The organism is Brucella sp. LJL56 (assembly GCF_054871705.1).
In genome coordinates this window covers 1,235,032-1,251,306 of the sequence record NZ_JBTXLQ010000001.1, presented here as the reverse complement: position 1 = coordinate 1,251,306, position 16,275 = coordinate 1,235,032, and the positions used below count along the sequence as shown (strand labels likewise).

Genomic DNA, 16,275 nt, shown 5'->3' with positions numbered 1-16,275 from the left:
CTTGTTCATCGGGTGGCGGTAGAGACCGGTTTGGCATTGTCAAATGTGCCGGAACAGCTTGCCTGTCTCTGCTCTTCAACCACTTGAATTATCGCCATACCGCGCCCGGAACGGGCACCTCATTCGCCATCTTGGTGAACTTCCGAAATGGAAGACCGAGATACTATGAGCGATACTCTTCGGGTACGGTGGACCGTCACACCGAAAATTGCCCCTCAGCCTTGGATTGCGTGCAGTGGGTGCGGCAAGTTGAAGGCTTTCCAGTCAAGCGGCAAGGTTCGACTGAATGCCAATGGCCGCAAGCTAGATGCGTGGCTGATCTATAAGTGTCTGACATGCGACAAAACATGGAACTGGCCTATCTTCGAACGACAGAATGTTCGCGAGATCGACCCAAAGATATTGGAGGCACTTCAGTCCAACGATCCGCAATGGATCTGGACGGAAGCATTCGATATCCAAGCACTGAGACGTAAATCGCAGCGCGTTGATGAGTTTTCAGAGTGCGAAGTTGTGAAAGGCATCGCGTGTGGCACTGCAAGCTCCAAGGCAATCGAGATCGAATTGCAGGTGGCCTTGCCGGTGAGCATACGCCTCGATCGTCTCTTGGCAACCGAGCTTCAAATCTCTCGTGCCAGCCTTCAGGCGCTTTTCGACAGGGGAGTAATTCGGATTGAACCGGATGAAAGCAGCATCTTGCGGCGACGCATCAAGACTGGTGTCGTGATCTCGATAAATCCGGGAGAACTGGATCGTGAGATCGGGTGGCAGTTGCTTGTCACGGGAAGCGCTCTGGCTATTTTTTAACGCGCCTTATCCGAAAACCGTTTCACACTTTTCGGGATGCGCTCTCATAAAATAAAGAAGGCCCGGCTTCGGGCCTTCTATCGCTCTGCGGGCAGATGAATGAGGGTGGCACTCACAGCCTAGTCCTTCTTTCCGAAAACCGACATGCGCATGAACTCGCCGTCATATTCGGCGAGAGAAACCACGCGTTTGCGATCCAGTATTTCCACACGATTTGAACGAAACAGGATCAATCCCTCTTCCCGCAGGTCACGCAGCATCCGATTGAGATGAATCGGTGTCAGCCCCAGAGCATCGGCAAGCTGATATTGCGTCAGAGGGCAATGGAAGGAGTTTGGATCGCCCATCCCACACGATTGCACACGGTCGGAAAGCTCAAGAAACAGGTGTGCGGTTCGGACGAAAGCGGCGCGACATCCGATATTGGTAAGGTGTTCGATCAACATGGACCGTTGACGTGCAAGAAGCTCGATAAGGATCAGACTGAGGCGCGGTGCGCGTTCAATAGCGGCTTCAAGCGAGGCGAGCGGAATCTCGAAAACCGACATCGGTGTGATGGCCGCGATTGTGTTGTAGCTGTATCCATCGGCGGTTCGAAGACCGAGAAAATCGCTGCGCATGGGGAAGTCGATAATCTGCCGTTCGCCACTCGACAGATCGCGATAAACGCACCCCCAGCCGGAGCGCACGAGATGGATGCTTCTGACACGCGCACCCTGCTCGATGATCGTGGCATCGGCGGCAAAATCGTTTTCAATCACCGTGATCGAAGAAAGCGCGTCTGTTTCCCGCGCTTCAAGCTTGGCCAGAATTGGAGCCGTCTCCAATAAACCAATAAGCGCTTCAATCGATGGGTCTGTGGTCTGCCTGCCACTATGCATTTCTAACCCACTAGAACGTATTCCGAGATGCATGAAATAGCTTTTCGGAAAAGATGCGCGTTAAAACGAACAGTTAGAGCGCGATTTGATTCAATCAAATCGAAATGCGTTCCCAAGCATTTCCGGCAGGATCACATTGCGATCTTGCGTTTGGAAAAACGGATAAACCATCAAATGATTGTCCGTCAGAATTTTGAGTATTCTTGAATTTGGGAATACGCAACTGCCCCCATGCTACGTCGGTAAATTCTGTAAGCCCGAAAACCAACTAAACGAAAGATATAGAGGCTATATCCTCCCGCTCTGCAAGTCGTTCTTATGGACGGTCATAAATTTTCTGCATTGCTAACATAAGTTAATGACACGATTATTTCCCGATAGCAATATTTACCCCAGTCAAGGCCATAGGTCTATCCAGACAGGCACAGCAAATCACTCGTCTCTGACGAAAGTAATAGTTGGGTGCATAAACATAGAGCAACTTGAGTAGGCCGGGAGTATCACATGTTGGAAACAAGAGGGGATAGCCTTTGGGCCGTTTCGGAGAGCATCGGCGATAGGGGCAACGCCGCAAGCATTGAGGCAGCGCGTGGACGGCGTATGTTGCTCGTATGCAAAAGCAACCTTGAGCGGCAGTGCCTTTATAATGGGCTTGTGCTGAATGGCCTCAAGCTTCCTGTCGAAACACAAGCGGCGGTAGAGCTCGCGGATCCAACGGACGATATTGCTGTTGTTCTCATCAATATCGGCTCGAAACGATTGGCGGATCCATTTTTCTCGGAAAAATTGCAGGCTGTGATCGAACTCTGGCGTCCGGTTCCGGTGGTCTTTCTTGCTGAACGCGAGGAGTGGGCGCAGGTCGTGCGCGCCATGGAAATCGGCGCTCGCGGCTATATCCCCACTTCAGTCGATATAAAAGTCTGCGTCGAGGCCATTCATCTTGCAACTGCTGGCGGCATGTATGTGCCCGCTTCGATGGTTTTCCAGACCGCGCCGACCGATATCGATGATGATGTTCTGGGTGAACTGCTTACGGCGCGAGAAATCGAAGTTGTCCATGCCATCCGGATTGGCAAGTCGAACAAGATCATCGCATTCGAACTCGGTATGAGCGAAGGCACGGTCAAGGCGCACGTACACAACATCATGAAGAAGATCGGCGCCGCGAACCGCACGGAAGTAGCGTGCAAACTGCACAGAATGTACGGCGAGAAATTCGATCTCGATTGAACCGTCCGATTTTCATTGGTTCAGTGCCGTTCGCCTAAAAAATTTGGAGAAGCGAATTGGTTATCGCCTCTCCATAATAAATGAGAGCGGGGTGTTTCTTTATTGGGTTCTTATTCCGGCTTTGCCGGAGACGTCGCCCTGCCTTCCAGAGCCCATCACAAACTCGGCCTGTTACGCATCAACACCACACACCACTCCCCGCATTCTTTTACCTGAATTGAACAGCTCGATAGTCTTGCTTGTACGTTTACGTCGAGCTGGCATGAGTGCATCATACTCTATTTACACTCTTGTCCCTTGTTTATTTCAGTCTTTTCGACGCAAGAGATGATTGAATTAATACGTATTATTGGGTTTTTGGTGAATATAGATATTGGATTTTCCTATAACCATTAGGTTTATGAGAATTCTATGGGGCCATCGAAGGGGTTGCTCGGGTTTAAGCTTTGATCGACGAAATATCTGTTTCGTTCAGAATGTAAACGAAGGTTATATTTGAATTTATACTGATATTTCGTAAATCGTGAGCAAGGGGTGATGAATGTCAAAAACTGCTGGAAAGGGAGCGCAGTCAATGCCATTCGAACTGAAGCGGTTGCTTTCTATTGAAAAACCGCGAAATTACCCGAACGCAATCAGAAGAATTCCAGCTCTGGGATAAAAATGCAGCTCACTCCCCGTCACAACGCAATTCTTGAGCTCGCCCGCAAGCAAGGGCAGGTTCTGGTGGACGACCTCGCCGCGGCTTTCGAGGTGACGCCGCAGACGGTGCGCAAGGATTTGAACGATCTTTGCCGCGCCCGGATGCTGCGTCGTATCCATGGGGGGGCACTCTATCCGTCTGGCGTGGAGAATATGGAATATGAAGCGCGGCGCCGCATCGCCGCATATGAAAAGGAATCGATCGGACGTGCTGCCGCAGAGATCATTCCGGACGGTGCTTCCTTGTTCATCAATATTGGCACTACGACCGAAGCTGTCAGTCAGGCGCTGGTCGATCACAGCAATCTGATGGTCATCACGAATAACATCAATGTTGCCAATACGCTGCGTGTCCACCCTTCAATAGAGGTGGTGGTCGCAGGTGGTGTCGTGCGCCCGTCTGATGGGGGAATTGTCGGCGAAGCTGCCGTTGATTTCATCCGGCAGTTCAAGGTTGATTATGCGATCATCGGCGCTTCCGCCATGGACGAGGACGGAGCCCTGCTTGATTTTGATTTCCGCGAAGTGAAAGTGGCGCAGGCCATTATCGCCAATGCGCGGCATGTAATTCTCGTGACCGATTCCACAAAGCTGGAGCGGACCGCGCCGGTGCGTATCGGCCACATATCGCAGATCGATACCTTCATCACCGATCACTGCCCGTCGAAGCAGTTGCTGGAATTGTGCCGCGAAAGCGAGGTTGAACTGATCGAAACCCTTGGAGAAGGTCCGGCGGAAGAAAAACGAGTGTAGGTTCGTTTCATTTTCGGTTTGCTTTCGTATTAAATGAATTATATTCGCTTTGGTTTTCGGAGAGTGGTCTTCGGGGTTCGCCATGGCGCAAGAGAAACTATTCGACATTTTTGTAATCGGCGGCGGCATTAACGGCTGCGGTATCGCACGTGATGCGGTTGGTCGGGGATTTTCCGTTGGCCTTGCCGAAGTGAACGATCTGGCAAGCGGCACCTCGTCGCGAGCAACCAAGCTTATTCATGGGGGCTTGCGCTATCTGGAGCACTACGAATTTCGTCTGGTGCGAGAGGCGCTGATGGAGCGCGAGGTGTTGTGGGCCAACGCACCGCACATCATTCACCCGATGCGGTTTGTGCTGCCGTATCATAAGGGCGGAATGCGCCCAGCATGGTTGTTGAGGCTGGGGCTGTTTCTCTATGACCATTTGGGCGGGCGTAAAAAGCTTCCTGCAACGCGTACGCTCGATATGCGCTCAGACCCGGCAGCGCAGCCCCTGAAGCCGCTTTTTACAAAGGCATTCGAGTATTCCGATTGTTGGGTCGATGACGCACGTTTCGTCGCTTTGACCGCCCGGGATGCAGCAGATCGCGGCGCGATGATCAGAACCCGAACCAAAGTCGTGGCGGCGCGCCGTGACAGGGAATACTGGACCATTACGCTGGAAGATACTGGTACACATGAGCGCGAGGAAGTTAGGGCTCGCCTGCTGGTCAATGCTGCCGGTCCCTGGGCTGACAAGGTTCTGCAGGATGTCGAGGGAGATCGACAGCTTCACAATGTCCGCCTTGTTCAGGGCAGCCATATTGTGGTGCGTAAGAAGTTCTCCGATCCCCGATCCTATTTCTTCCAGAACAATGATGGGCGCATCATCTTTGCCATTCCCTATGAGGACGACTTTACACTGATCGGCACGACCGATCAGGATTATCAGGGTGACCCGGCCAAGGTTGCGATCACCGATGGCGAGACCGATTATCTCTGCGCGGCAGCCAGCGAATATTTCAAGGAGCCGATCAGGCGCGAGGATATCGTCTGGACATATTCGGGTGTGCGCCCGCTTTATGATGACGGCGCAAGCAAGGCGCAGGAAGCGACCCGCGATTATGTGCTGAAAGAAGATGCGCCCGATGGGCTTGCTCCTCTGATCAATGTCTTTGGCGGCAAGCTGACCACGGCGCGGCGGCTTGCCGAACATATGCTGGAGAAGATCGAGCATCGGTTAGGCAGAAAAGGGACGCCGTGGACCCATGCTGCACCGTTGCCCGGTGGTGATTTCGTGGATGTCGAGTTTGAGCGTGAGCTGCAAAAGGTAAATGTCGCTTATTCTTTCCTGACGCCTGCTCATGCGCGGCGCCTGTTCCGACAATATGGAACGCGTATTCATGTTCTGCTTGGGGACGCCGTTTCACTTGCCGATCTTGGACAGCATTTCGGTGCCGATCTTTATGAAGCCGAAGTTCGTTATCTGCTTGAGAATGAATGGGCAGTGAGCGCCGAGGATATTTTGTGGCGGCGTACGAAACTTGGTCTTCAGCTCAATGCGGCGGATGTTTCCTCGCTTGAGCAATATCTGAAGCCAGCACGCGTCGCCTAAACCGGCCTTCGATCTGTCGTCACACTTGCCAGTTGTGTTCTGAGCAGTCATTATTCTTCCAGACAGCGGGTTCCAGCCTTCCTGGGAGGAAAAGATGGGCACACCGCAAGACCGAATACATGCCGATCGGATTCAATCCGCGATAATGACGGCAGGTGGGGCTGCAAGATCCGCTCTGGTTGCCTCATGGCGGCGCTCGGCGGAACTGCATGGGCTTGATCCTGCCGAACTGGGGTCGGTGCGCACCCTTTCCGATGGTGAGTTCAGGACCGCTCATCAGCGTGTCGAACGCCTCGTGAGTATTGCGCAAGCCAGTATGGACCGCCTTTATCTGGCCGTTGGCGGGGTCGGTTGTTGTGTGCTTCTGGCCGATAGCGAGGGTGTGCCGGTCGAACGTCGCGGCGCGCCGGGCGATGACGATACCTTCTATCGCTGGGGACTCTGGACCGGTGCAGTCTGGAGCGAACAGAGCGAAGGTACGAATGGCATCGGTACCTGCATTGTCGAACAGCGCCCGCTGACAATTCATCGCGACCAGCATTTTCATACACGCAATATCGGACTTTCCTGTACGGTCGCCCCGATCCATGACCATCAGGGGCGTCTGATGGCAGCGCTTGATGTTTCCTCATGTCGCGCCGATCTGACCGAGGCGTTTGCGCAACTCATATCTGTCGCTGTGATTGATGCCGCACGGCGTATCGAGGCTGAAAATTTCCGTCAGGCTTTTCCCGAGGCTCGTATCATGCTGGCGCCAAGCCCCGACAGAACCGGTGGCGCACTGATCGCGGTCGACAAGGATGATCTGGTTATCGGCGCCACACGTGCGGCGCGTCTGGCCATGGGGCTTGACGATGCCGCTCTTGCCGTTCCGTTGCCCGCAGCCGATCTTCTCGGCTGGCATGCCGATCCACGTGAAGATATGGCGGAGTCGGAGCGGAGCGTAATTCTGCGCGCTCTTGCGCGTGCAGAAGGGAATATTTCAGCCGCTGCCGGGCTTTTGGGCATCAGTCGCGCCACACTCCACCGCAAGCTTAACCGGTTGAAGATCATTCGTCCGCATTAAGTGGGCGTAACTGTCTCAATATTGCGACATATAGCCTTGCGAGCTTGAATACGCGGGATGACTCTTTCGTGCTGCCGCGCGATCCTCAATCATGAAGCGCTGTAGGAGCAGCGTTGTTTTGGGAGGAATGTCATGAACAAGGTTGAATTCAGCCGGACCGTGAAGCCGGCTTTCGCAAAACGCTACGGAAATTTCATCGGGGGCAAATGGGTCGAGCCCAAGTCGGGCCGCTATTTCGAAAACACTTCGCCGGTCAATGGTCAGGTGCTTTGCGAAGTAGCCCGCTCGGATGCCGCCGATGTCGAAGCGGCTCTTGATGCAGCGCATGCCGCCAAGGATGCCTGGGGCAAGACGAGCGCGGCGGAACGCGCGCTCATCCTCAATCGCATTGCTGACCGGATTGAGGAAAATCTGCCTGCGCTCGCTGCCGCCGAAACCTGGGACAACGGCAAGCCAATCCGCGAAACCACCGCTGCCGATCTTCCTCTGGCCATCGATCATTTCCGTTATTTCGCAGGCGTCATCCGCGCCCAGGAAGGCGGCATTTCCGAAATCGATCACGACACAGTCGCTTATCACTTCCATGAACCGCTCGGCGTTGTTGGTCAGATCATCCCGTGGAACTTTCCACTCCTCATGGCGACATGGAAGCTTGCTCCGGCCCTTGCGGCGGGCAACTGCGTGGTTCTGAAACCGGCTGAACAGACACCGGCATCGATCCTCGTGCTTATGGAACTGATCGGTGATCTTCTCCCGCCCGGTGTGATCAATGTCGTCAACGGGTTTGGCCTTGAGGCGGGCAAACCACTGGCATCCAGCCCGCGCATCGCCAAGATCGCCTTCACCGGCGAAACGACGACGGGTAGACTGATCATGCAATATGCCAGTCAGAACCTCATTCCGGTTACGCTGGAACTCGGTGGCAAGTCACCGAATATCTTCTTCAAGGATGTTGCTGCCGAAGATGACGACTTTCTCGACAAGGCCATCGAAGGCTTTGTCATGTTCGCACTCAACCAGGGTGAAGTCTGTACTTGTCCAAGCCGCGCGCTTATCCATGAATCGATCTACGACAAATTCATGGAAAAGGCGCTGAAGCGTGTGGAAGCCATCGTGCAGGGCGATCCGCTCGACCCGGCAACGATGATTGGTGCGCAGGCTTCCAGCGAGCAGCTTGAAAAGATTCTCAGCTATCTCGACATCGGTCGTCAGGAAGGTGCCGAAGTGCTGACCGGCGGCGAACGCAATGTTCTGCCGGGCGATCTGGCGGGCGGCTATTACGTAAAGCCGACGGTGTTCAAGGGCCACAACAAGATGCGTATTTTCCAGGAGGAAATCTTCGGACCGGTTGTGTCCGTCGCGACCTTCAAGGACGATGCGGAAGCGCTGTCGATTGCCAATGACACGCTCTACGGTCTCGGTGCCGGTATCTGGACCCGCGACGGGACACGCGCCTATCGCTTCGGTCGCGCCATTCAGGCCGGTCGTGTGTGGACCAATTGCTACCACGCCTATCCGGCGCATGCAGCCTTCGGTGGTTACAAGCAATCGGGCATTGGTCGCGAAAACCACCTGAAGATGCTGGACCATTACCAGAATACCAAGAATATGCTGGTGAGCTACAGCCCAAAGAAACTCGGCTTTTTCTGAGCCCTTAGAGCATAATTCGACCGGAGTGAAACGAGGACGATCAAGATTATGCTTGAAATAGAAGAAGTTAGAGCGCCGATCTGATCCAATCAGATCGAAACGCGCTCTACAGCATCGGCCCAAAAATCGGAATCGATTTTTGGAAAGCACGATGCGTAGATTAAAAAAGTTAGAGCGACCTTTGTGCGTCCAAACGGACGCAGGGCGCTCTAACGCGCGAAAGCGATGCGGAGGAATAGCGTTTCCGCATTGCGTCTAATCAAAGAGCATTCCCGTCTTCCATGCCAGTATTGCGTTGGAAGAACGGCATTGGTTCACCCTCCCAAGGGGACCATGAAGGGGCCTGGGCGAAAATGCCCGGGCAACCCTTGAAGGTATTAGAGCACATCCCGAAAAGTGTGAAACGGCTTTCGGAAAAGATGTGCGTTAAAACAAATACTTAGAGCGATGATCCGATTCAATCGGATCGACGCTCTAGAACAGCCGTTGCGCGGTAGGTTTGGCGCGGTATCCCGGCGCTCCATATTCCTGCTCTCATTTCTTCCGTCCCGTTTCGGGAAACAGCTTGAAAGAAACTCAATTCGATAACGAAGGAGAGACTTTATGGCCAAGACAATGAAAGCGGCAGTGGTACGAGCGTTTGGCAAGCCGTTGACAATCGACGAAGTGCCGATACCCGAACCGGGGCCGGGACAGATTCAGGTTGCCATCCAGGCTTCAGGGGTCTGTCACACCGACCTTCACGCCGCCGAAGGCGACTGGCCGGTGAAGCCCAATCCGCCGTTTATTCCCGGTCATGAGGGCGTGGGTTTCGTGTCCGGCGTCGGCGCTGGCGTCAAGCATGTGAAGGAAGGCGACCGCGTTGGCGTTCCGTGGCTCTATACGGCCTGTGGTCATTGCCGTCATTGCCTCGGCGGGTGGGAAACACTGTGCGAGGAACAGCTCAATACCGGCTATTCGGTCAATGGCGGCTTTGGGCAATATGTGGTCGCCGATCCGAATTTCGTTGGCCATCTGCCGAAGAATATCGATTTCAACGAAATCGCGCCCGTGCTTTGTGCCGGTGTCACGGTCTATAAGGGCCTCAAGATGACGGACACCAAACCGGGCGACTGGGTGGTGATTTCCGGCGTCGGCGGTCTCGGCCATATGGCGGTGCAATATGCCAAGGCGATGGGGCTTAACGTTGCCGCCGTCGATATCGACGACAAGAAACTCGAACTGGCGCGCAAGCTGGGTGCGACAGTGACGGTCAATGCCAAGACGAACAAAGATCCAGCGGCCTATATCAGACGAGAAACCGATGGCGGCGCGCAAGGCGTACTGGTGACAGCGGTTTCGCCTGTCGCCTTCGAACAGGCACTGGGCATGGTATCGCGTGGCGGCACTGTATCGCTGAATGGTCTGCCGCCCGGCGACTTCCCGCTCTCAATCTTCAACATGGTGCTGAACGGCGTCACCGTGCGCGGCTCGATCGTCGGTACACGGCTCGATTTACAAGAATCATTGGACTTTGCCGGTGATGGCAAGGTGCGCGCTACTATCCGCACTGAAAAGCTGGAAGATATCAACTCCATCTTCGACGATATGCGTCAAGGGAACATCGAAGGGCGCGTCGTAATGGATATGACACAATAATATCCAGGCGCTAATCTTGGAGCGGGCATTGGAAAAGTGCCCGCTCATTTTCTTGGGAGGACGATATGGTGGAGGAAAACCCTGGGGAAGGTCGAGGTCAGGTCAGTGCGACACCGGCAGCGCTCGATCTCATCCGCGAGTTACAGGCCGAATATGGGCCGATCATGTTCCACCAGTCGGGTGGCTGTTGCGACGGGTCGTCGCCGATGTGCTATCCGCAAGGAGAATTCATCGTCGGGGACACGGACGTAAAACTTGGAGAAATCGGTGGCGCTCCAGTCTATATCAGCGGCCCGCAATATGAAGTCTGGAAGCATACTGAACTCATCATCGATGTCGTTGCGGGGCGTGGGGGCATGTTCTCTCTCGACAATGGACGCGAGGTTCGGTTTCTGACGCGCTCACGGGTCTGTTCTATTCCCTAATTTTCCTTTTCGTTTGGCGGCAAAGCGGTTAGTTAGATCGGAGAGGGAGGGAGACGATCCCAAATGGCCGCTGCAGGAAAAAGAGCAACCATTCATGATGTGGCACGCCTTGCCGGCGTGTCGATCAAGACAGTTTCGCGCGTCTATAATGACGAACCGAATGTGCGCGAAGCTATTCGCGAAAAGGTCAGGCAAGCCGGAAGCGAATTGCGTTACCGACCCAATGTTGCCGCCCGTAATCTTGTTGAACGGCGTTCACATCTGATCGGTCTCTTCTTCGAGAATCCAAGCGCCAGCTATGTCACCGAACTGCAGATGGGTGCGCTGGAACGGCTGCGTGACACGCGATATCGATTGCTGATCTTTCCTGTCGAAAATCGTGAAGATATTCGTGGTTCGCTGATTGAAACGGCACATGCGTCCGGCCTCGACGGCATCATCGTGACGCCGCCCATGTCGGACGATCCTGAAATTCTGGCCGAATTGACCGCCTCGGCAATGCCTTTTGCCCGTGTCGCAGGCGATGTGAATGTGCATCCGACCGACAGCGTCACAATCGATGACGAGGCGGCTTCCGTCGATCTCATGGAGTATCTTCTGAAGCTCGGTCATCGTCGCATTGCAATCGTCATTGGCGATCCAACCCACCGCTCAGCGGAGCTGCGTCTCGCGGGCTATCGGTGTGCGCTGGAAGATGCCAGGATCGAGCGTAATCCCGATTATGAGGTGCAGGGTGGCTTCAGTTTTGCGAGCGGCCTTGCTGCGGGAAAGAAACTGCTCTCGCTTGAGGAGCCACCGACCGCCGTGTTTGCGTCGAACGACGATATGGCGGCTGCCGTCATGCAGATCGCCTATGACCGTAATATCGCTATCCCTGATCAGCTAACGGTGGTCGGCTTCGATGACAGTGCAATTGCCAGCATGGTTTCGCCGCAGATCACTACCGTTCGCCAGCCGATTTTCGAGATGACCCGCGACGCTGCGGATATGCTTCTGAACCAGATCGAAACCGGTCATTTGTCGGCCTCCCGGCGGATTGAGTATAAACTCATCATTCGCCAGTCATCCGGAAAAGCACCGGCATAGGCCTGTTTAACTCTGTGTCGGGTGCGAGGGGAAGAACCGCTCGCGGGCAAAATTGCGACCGAAGATCATATCGTATTGCAGCATCTGATAATCGCGCAGGAGCGGAGGGAATGGCGGCTTCTGTTGCCAGCCTTCCTCGGCATTCTCTGACCGGTCAAAAACCGCGTGATTGTCAACAACCCTGTATTGTTCGTGCAACTGACGCAGGAAGCCTGTGTAATAGGGATGCTGCATCCCGGCCATGTCCAGTATGTGCAATGGGAGGAAGGCAGGGCTGATCGTGCCGGTTCCCTGCTCGGCGCCACGCTTGTTTGACCAGAGAACAAGCGGCGTTTCGTGCTGCAGCATCATATCGGCGGCAGGTGCCGTACGGCTTGCGACGCGGTTTGTCATAAATCCGGTCTCGACATAGACGGGACCGAGTGGTGGCAGATGGTCGCCGAAGAAGACGAGAATGGTTTCCCGGTCGCGCTTCGATGCCCATTCCATCAACCGTGCCAGGCTTTCATCGGCATCCATCGCACCTTGCGAATAGGAACGGATCGACTGGCGCGTATGTTCGCTGGCGTCAGTCTGCACCTCAAGTTTGGAATCCGGGTAACGATTGGCTTCGTAGGGGCCATGTCCTTGCAGGGAGACGGCAAAGAAGAAGAATGGCGCATCCATGGAATCTGCTTCGCGGATGATTTCATCGGTCAAGGCAGCGTCGGAGGCCAGGGCGCCGCGCTTTTCCAGCGGAGGCATGTTTTCTTCTGACATGAACCTGTCGAAGCCCATGCTTTCATAGACGGGACCACGATTCCAGAACCATTGGCGATAGGGGTGGATCGCCCGCGTCGTATAACCCTGATCCTTGAAAAAGCTTGCAAGCGAGGGAAGGGGACGGCGGATATATTGCTGATACGGGATGCTGCCGGAGGGCAGGAAGGCCTTGGAAAAGCCGGTCAGAGCCTCGAACTCGACATTGGCGGTCATGCCGCCAAATTCCGGCGAGAAGACATGGCCGGATTGTTCCGCACGAACTGTCGGGATCGGATCTGCGCTGAAAGCCACGCCCGGAAGGCGTGTCGGGTCCCAGAAGGATTCGCTCATCACCATAATGACGTCAGGCTTGCTGGTATCGAATGCAGCAGGGATCAACTGCGCCGGCGGTTCGATGGCGGCAATTGCTTCCGAAGAATAGCCTTCCGGAGCGAAGACGGTAGCCATGGGCACATTCAGGATGAAAGCCATGGTAAAGCCGTTATGGGCGTAGTTTTCCTTCTGATCCCACATGATCGGCAGAATACGCAGACGGTCGCGCGCCAGCGAAAAACTGGCATAGTCAGAAATCACCGCGAACCAGGCGAGTAATGGCAGCGCAAAGGCAAGACGCAGCATCCGCCCCTTCCACGGGATTGGATCGAAGCGCCGCCACCAGAACAATGTCACGGTTATCATCACTGCTGCCGAAGCAATGAGAAGCAGGCCTATGCCGACCGCGCTCCACGGGCGGTCACGCACCAGAAGCGGCAGAAGATCGACGATCTGGCGGGCATAGAGAAAATCGCTCGGATAAAGCGGGTCACCGAGATAAAGGCTCTTTTCGCGTGCTGTCGTTGCCGCAATCAGTGCCAGCGGGCCGACAACAAAGAAGCCATAGTGAATGCGTCCGAAAATGGCGTCGCTCGCCGTCAGCACGACGACAAAGAGCGCAACCGTCGTCCATGCAGGCTTATGCGGCGTGCGGAAGAACTGCATCGTGTCGGTGAATGAGCCGCGCACGATCCATTCGACAGCGAAAACCAGCAGCGTCGAAAGCACGATGGAAGCAAGCGTAATTGCTGCGAGGCGCAGCGGCCAGGCAATACGGGCAGGCCCGAAAATCGCGGCATCGCTCCAGCGACGCGCTGCGGTATTTTCCATCACACCCGGCATGTTTTACTCACCAACTCCCGAACTTCCACAAAAAGCCTGTCACATTTCTGTCATGGAAATGTCAAGGCACGCTTGGGCCGCGAGTGATACGCACCGTGATCTGAATGGATGATGAATGGAGCATTTAAAATGAGAACAGGGCCGGAATTGATCCGGCCCTGTTCATGGCTTTATAGGAGATTGGATTACGAAAAGACGTCTTCCAGTCCCTTGGTCAGTTCCAGCGCCTGCCGCTCGAACAGGCGGCGATAGATGCCACCCGGCTTGCGGATAAGCGCGTCGTGATCGCCTTCTTCAAGGATATTGCCCTTGTCGAAAACCAAGAGCCGGTCAAGCGCACGGACCGTCGAAAGCCGGTGTGCAATGACAAGCGTTGTACGACCCACCATCAGCCGTTCCATTGCCTGCTGGATCAGCACTTCCGATTCTGAATCGAGGCTCGATGTGGCCTCATCCAGAATAAGGATCGGTGCATCTGCCAGAAATGCACGGGCAATAGCCACACGCTGACGTTCACCGCCCGAAAGCTTCACACCGCGTTCACCGACAAGCGTTGCATAGCCCTTTGGCAAACGCATGATGAAGTCATGCGCGCTTGCGAGGCGTGCAGCCTCTTCGATCTCCGCCTGTGTCGCACCGGGGCGGGCATAGGCGATGTTCTCGGCCAGCGTCCGGTGAAACAGGATTGGCTCCTGCTGCACGATGGCGATCTGCGATCTGAGCGATGCCTGTGTGACTTCGGCAATGTTCTGTCCGTCAATCTTGATTGCGCCGCCACTGACATCGTAAAGCCGCTGGATCAGCTTGACGAATGTCGTCTTGCCCGAGCCAGAATGGCCAACCAGACCAACCCGCTCGCCAGCTTCGATCTTGACCGAAAAGTCGCGATAGAGAGCCGCTTCGTGGTTGCCATAGTGGAAAGTGACGTGATCGAACGTGATCTCGCCGTTTCCGATCTTGATCGCCGGTGCGCCTGGCTCGTCGGCAATGCCGTAAGGCTGTGCCTCGATGTCGACCAACTCTTCCATGTCGTTGACCGAACGCTGCAGGTTGCGGATATGCATACCCACGTCGCGCAAATAGCCCTGCAACATGAAGAAAGCTGTCAGAACGAAGGTGATATCACCCGCCGTTGCCTTGCCCTGGCTCCACAGATAGAGCGCAAAGGCGATAACCACGCCGCGCATCACCAGCAGGTTCGCACCCTGAATGAAGCCATTCAGCGTACCGATCAGCCATGTGCGGCGTGTGCGGCCGCGCCACTTGGAAACGACCTTTGCAAGACGCACATCTTCACGGCTTTCCGCGCCAAATGCCTTGACAACCGCATTGCACGAAATGGCATCGGCCAAAGCACCACCCATACGCGTGTCCCAGCTATTGGCAAGCGTTGCCGCAGGCGCAACAAAGCCAAGCGAGATCACGATCGTGCAGACGATGAACAGCACCGAGCCGATTGCAACCAGCAGCCCCATCATCGGCCAGTACCACGATAGCAGCACCACGGAGCCAACCAGCATCAGGATCGATGGCAGCAGTGCCACGATCAGCGTATCGTTGAGCAGGTCGAGCGCCCACATGGCACGCGATACCTTACGCACCGTCGATCCGGCAAAGGCATTGGCGTGCCAGTCTGTCGAAAACCGCTGCAGCTTACGGAACGAGCTTGCTGCCATGTCGCTCATGATCTTCAAGGTGAAGTCCGTGATGACATAGAAGGTCAACTGACGCGTAATCAGCGCCAGCGCGCCCAGCGCAAGCAGGACGATCAGGGCGTGGATGGCAGCATCCCAAGCGCCATCGTTACCCAACGAAAGCGCGTCCACCAACCGACCGGAATAGAGCGGCGTCAAAACATCTGCGGCTGTTGCAAGCAGCATGCCGATTATCATCAGCGTCAGCCGCAAGGGCTGACTTCGCCAATGGCCGAAAGTGTAGCCGAGGACATTGCGGAAGGCAGGTCCCCGGAAATCGATGCGAAACCGAGTCATATCTATAATACCAGGCCGTGTTTAAACGGACTCTGGTTCCTGTAAAAATATTTCCAGCAAAAGTGCGAAGCGGTTTTGCGTCGGACAATGCGTGAAAACAAAGACAAAACAAACAGCCGGTGACGGCTGCGGCAAATTTGGAAGTTGTTAGGAATTTGCCCTTTTAGGGAGGGCGTTCAGGCCTCAGCCTGCAATGCGGGCCAAAGACTTAAAGCTTGGACGCGCCCGCATTAACACTGGGCACCATGGGGAATGGGTAATAGACACGCATCTCATACCTCTTGCCAGTGTTGCAGATGAATGCACAATAAATGAGCAAAAATTTTTGCCAAGGCGCAAAATGACGAATTTTCTATCCAGCCATTTGACTGTGACAAATTTGCAAGCCTTGTTTTAAGGGGCGCTGATCCAGCTTTCAGCCCTTTGCCGAACGGATATTTTCACTTTTTCCGTTACAGGACAGCTCCGGCCTTGCAATTCTGCCGCTCATGGGTGAAGGGTCGTCCTGAGATATATCAGAGCCGTGCGGCGCACA

General features: G+C 54.9%; 12 protein-coding genes. 9 read left to right on the top strand and 3 right to left on the bottom strand.

Annotated features, from left to right (window positions below):
• Nucleotides 1–147 precede the first annotated feature (147 nt).
• A complete protein-coding gene (locus ACYSN1_RS06055; protein ID WP_461724831.1) occupies nucleotides 148–807 on the top strand; it encodes a DUF1062 domain-containing protein in 660 nt (219 codons plus the stop codon).
• Nucleotides 808–926: 119 nt separating this feature from the next.
• On the opposite strand, the gene ACYSN1_RS06050 is transcribed toward ACYSN1_RS06055, so the two are convergent.
• On the bottom strand, nucleotides 927–1,688 hold the full coding sequence (locus tag ACYSN1_RS06050) for a Crp/Fnr family transcriptional regulator (RefSeq protein WP_461724830.1): 762 nt from the start codon (nucleotides 1,686–1,688) through the stop codon (nucleotides 927–929).
• Nucleotides 1,689–2,192: 504 nt separating this feature from the next.
• On the opposite strand from ACYSN1_RS06050, the gene ACYSN1_RS06045 reads away from it, so the two are divergent.
• The 8 genes from ACYSN1_RS06045 to ACYSN1_RS06010 all read left to right on the top strand — a co-directional run bounded on the left by ACYSN1_RS06045 (nucleotide 2,193) and on the right by ACYSN1_RS06010 (nucleotide 11,832).
• Nucleotides 2,193–2,918 (top strand): LuxR C-terminal-related transcriptional regulator, encoded by a 726-nt coding sequence (locus ACYSN1_RS06045; RefSeq protein WP_461724829.1) that lies wholly within the window; start codon nucleotides 2,193–2,195, stop codon nucleotides 2,916–2,918.
• Nucleotides 2,919–3,581: 663 nt separating this feature from the next.
• Nucleotides 3,582–4,373, top strand: coding sequence for a DeoR/GlpR family DNA-binding transcription regulator (locus ACYSN1_RS06040; RefSeq protein WP_461724828.1), 792 nt, complete (start codon nucleotides 3,582–3,584; stop codon nucleotides 4,371–4,373).
• Nucleotides 4,374–4,455: 82 nt separating this feature from the next.
• A complete protein-coding gene (gene glpD / locus ACYSN1_RS06035) occupies nucleotides 4,456–5,967 on the top strand; it encodes a glycerol-3-phosphate dehydrogenase (protein ID WP_461724827.1) in 1,512 nt (503 codons plus the stop codon).
• Nucleotides 5,968–6,061: 94 nt separating this feature from the next.
• Nucleotides 6,062–7,033 (top strand): GAF domain-containing protein, encoded by a 972-nt coding sequence (locus ACYSN1_RS06030; RefSeq protein WP_461724826.1) that lies wholly within the window; start codon nucleotides 6,062–6,064, stop codon nucleotides 7,031–7,033.
• A gap of 132 nt (nucleotides 7,034–7,165) precedes the next feature.
• A complete protein-coding gene (gene adh / locus ACYSN1_RS06025) occupies nucleotides 7,166–8,683 on the top strand; it encodes an aldehyde dehydrogenase (RefSeq protein ID WP_461724825.1) in 1,518 nt (505 codons plus the stop codon).
• A gap of 603 nt (nucleotides 8,684–9,286) precedes the next feature.
• On the top strand, nucleotides 9,287–10,321 hold the full coding sequence (gene adhP / locus ACYSN1_RS06020; RefSeq protein WP_461724824.1) for an alcohol dehydrogenase AdhP: 1,035 nt from the start codon (nucleotides 9,287–9,289) through the stop codon (nucleotides 10,319–10,321).
• Nucleotides 10,322–10,386: 65 nt separating this feature from the next.
• Entirely contained in the window at nucleotides 10,387–10,746 is a 360-nt protein-coding gene (locus ACYSN1_RS06015; protein ID WP_461724823.1) for a DUF779 domain-containing protein, read from the top strand.
• A 63-nt stretch (nucleotides 10,747–10,809) separates the two neighbouring features.
• Entirely contained in the window at nucleotides 10,810–11,832 is a 1,023-nt protein-coding gene (locus ACYSN1_RS06010) for a LacI family DNA-binding transcriptional regulator (RefSeq protein ID WP_461724822.1), read from the top strand.
• A 6-nt stretch (nucleotides 11,833–11,838) separates the two neighbouring features.
• On the opposite strand, the gene ACYSN1_RS06005 is transcribed toward ACYSN1_RS06010, so the two are convergent.
• Both ACYSN1_RS06005 and ACYSN1_RS06000 read right to left on the bottom strand, forming a co-directional pair.
• Nucleotides 11,839–13,749: an LTA synthase family protein gene (locus ACYSN1_RS06005; RefSeq protein WP_461724821.1), complete on the bottom strand. Its 1,911-nt coding sequence runs from the start codon at nucleotides 13,747–13,749 to the stop codon at nucleotides 11,839–11,841.
• 185 nt (nucleotides 13,750–13,934) lie between these two features.
• Complete coding sequence (locus ACYSN1_RS06000; RefSeq protein WP_461724820.1) at nucleotides 13,935–15,740, bottom strand: ABC transporter ATP-binding protein; 1,806 nt, start codon at nucleotides 15,738–15,740, stop codon at nucleotides 13,935–13,937.
• Nucleotides 15,741–16,275: the final 535 nt, after the last annotated feature.

Excerpts from the sequence above, each read along its gene's own strand:
- ACYSN1_RS06055 (WP_461724831.1), top strand. The coding sequence starts at position 148 with ATGGAAGACCGAGATACTATGAGCGATACTCTTCGGGTACGGTGGACC.
- ACYSN1_RS06050 (WP_461724830.1), bottom strand. The coding sequence starts at position 1,688 with ATGCATAGTGGCAGGCAGACCACAGACCCATCGATTGAAGCGCTTATT.
- ACYSN1_RS06045 (WP_461724829.1), top strand. The coding sequence starts at position 2,193 with ATGTTGGAAACAAGAGGGGATAGCCTTTGGGCCGTTTCGGAGAGCATC.
- ACYSN1_RS06040 (WP_461724828.1), top strand. The coding sequence starts at position 3,582 with ATGCAGCTCACTCCCCGTCACAACGCAATTCTTGAGCTCGCCCGCAAG.
- glpD (WP_461724827.1), top strand. The coding sequence starts at position 4,456 with ATGGCGCAAGAGAAACTATTCGACATTTTTGTAATCGGCGGCGGCATT.
- ACYSN1_RS06030 (WP_461724826.1), top strand. The coding sequence starts at position 6,062 with ATGGGCACACCGCAAGACCGAATACATGCCGATCGGATTCAATCCGCG.
- adh (WP_461724825.1), top strand. The coding sequence starts at position 7,166 with ATGAACAAGGTTGAATTCAGCCGGACCGTGAAGCCGGCTTTCGCAAAA.
- adhP (WP_461724824.1), top strand. The coding sequence starts at position 9,287 with ATGGCCAAGACAATGAAAGCGGCAGTGGTACGAGCGTTTGGCAAGCCG.
- ACYSN1_RS06015 (WP_461724823.1), top strand. The coding sequence starts at position 10,387 with ATGGTGGAGGAAAACCCTGGGGAAGGTCGAGGTCAGGTCAGTGCGACA.
- ACYSN1_RS06010 (WP_461724822.1), top strand. The coding sequence starts at position 10,810 with ATGGCCGCTGCAGGAAAAAGAGCAACCATTCATGATGTGGCACGCCTT.
- ACYSN1_RS06005 (WP_461724821.1), bottom strand. The coding sequence starts at position 13,749 with ATGCCGGGTGTGATGGAAAATACCGCAGCGCGTCGCTGGAGCGATGCC.
- ACYSN1_RS06000 (WP_461724820.1), bottom strand. The coding sequence starts at position 15,740 with ATGACTCGGTTTCGCATCGATTTCCGGGGACCTGCCTTCCGCAATGTC.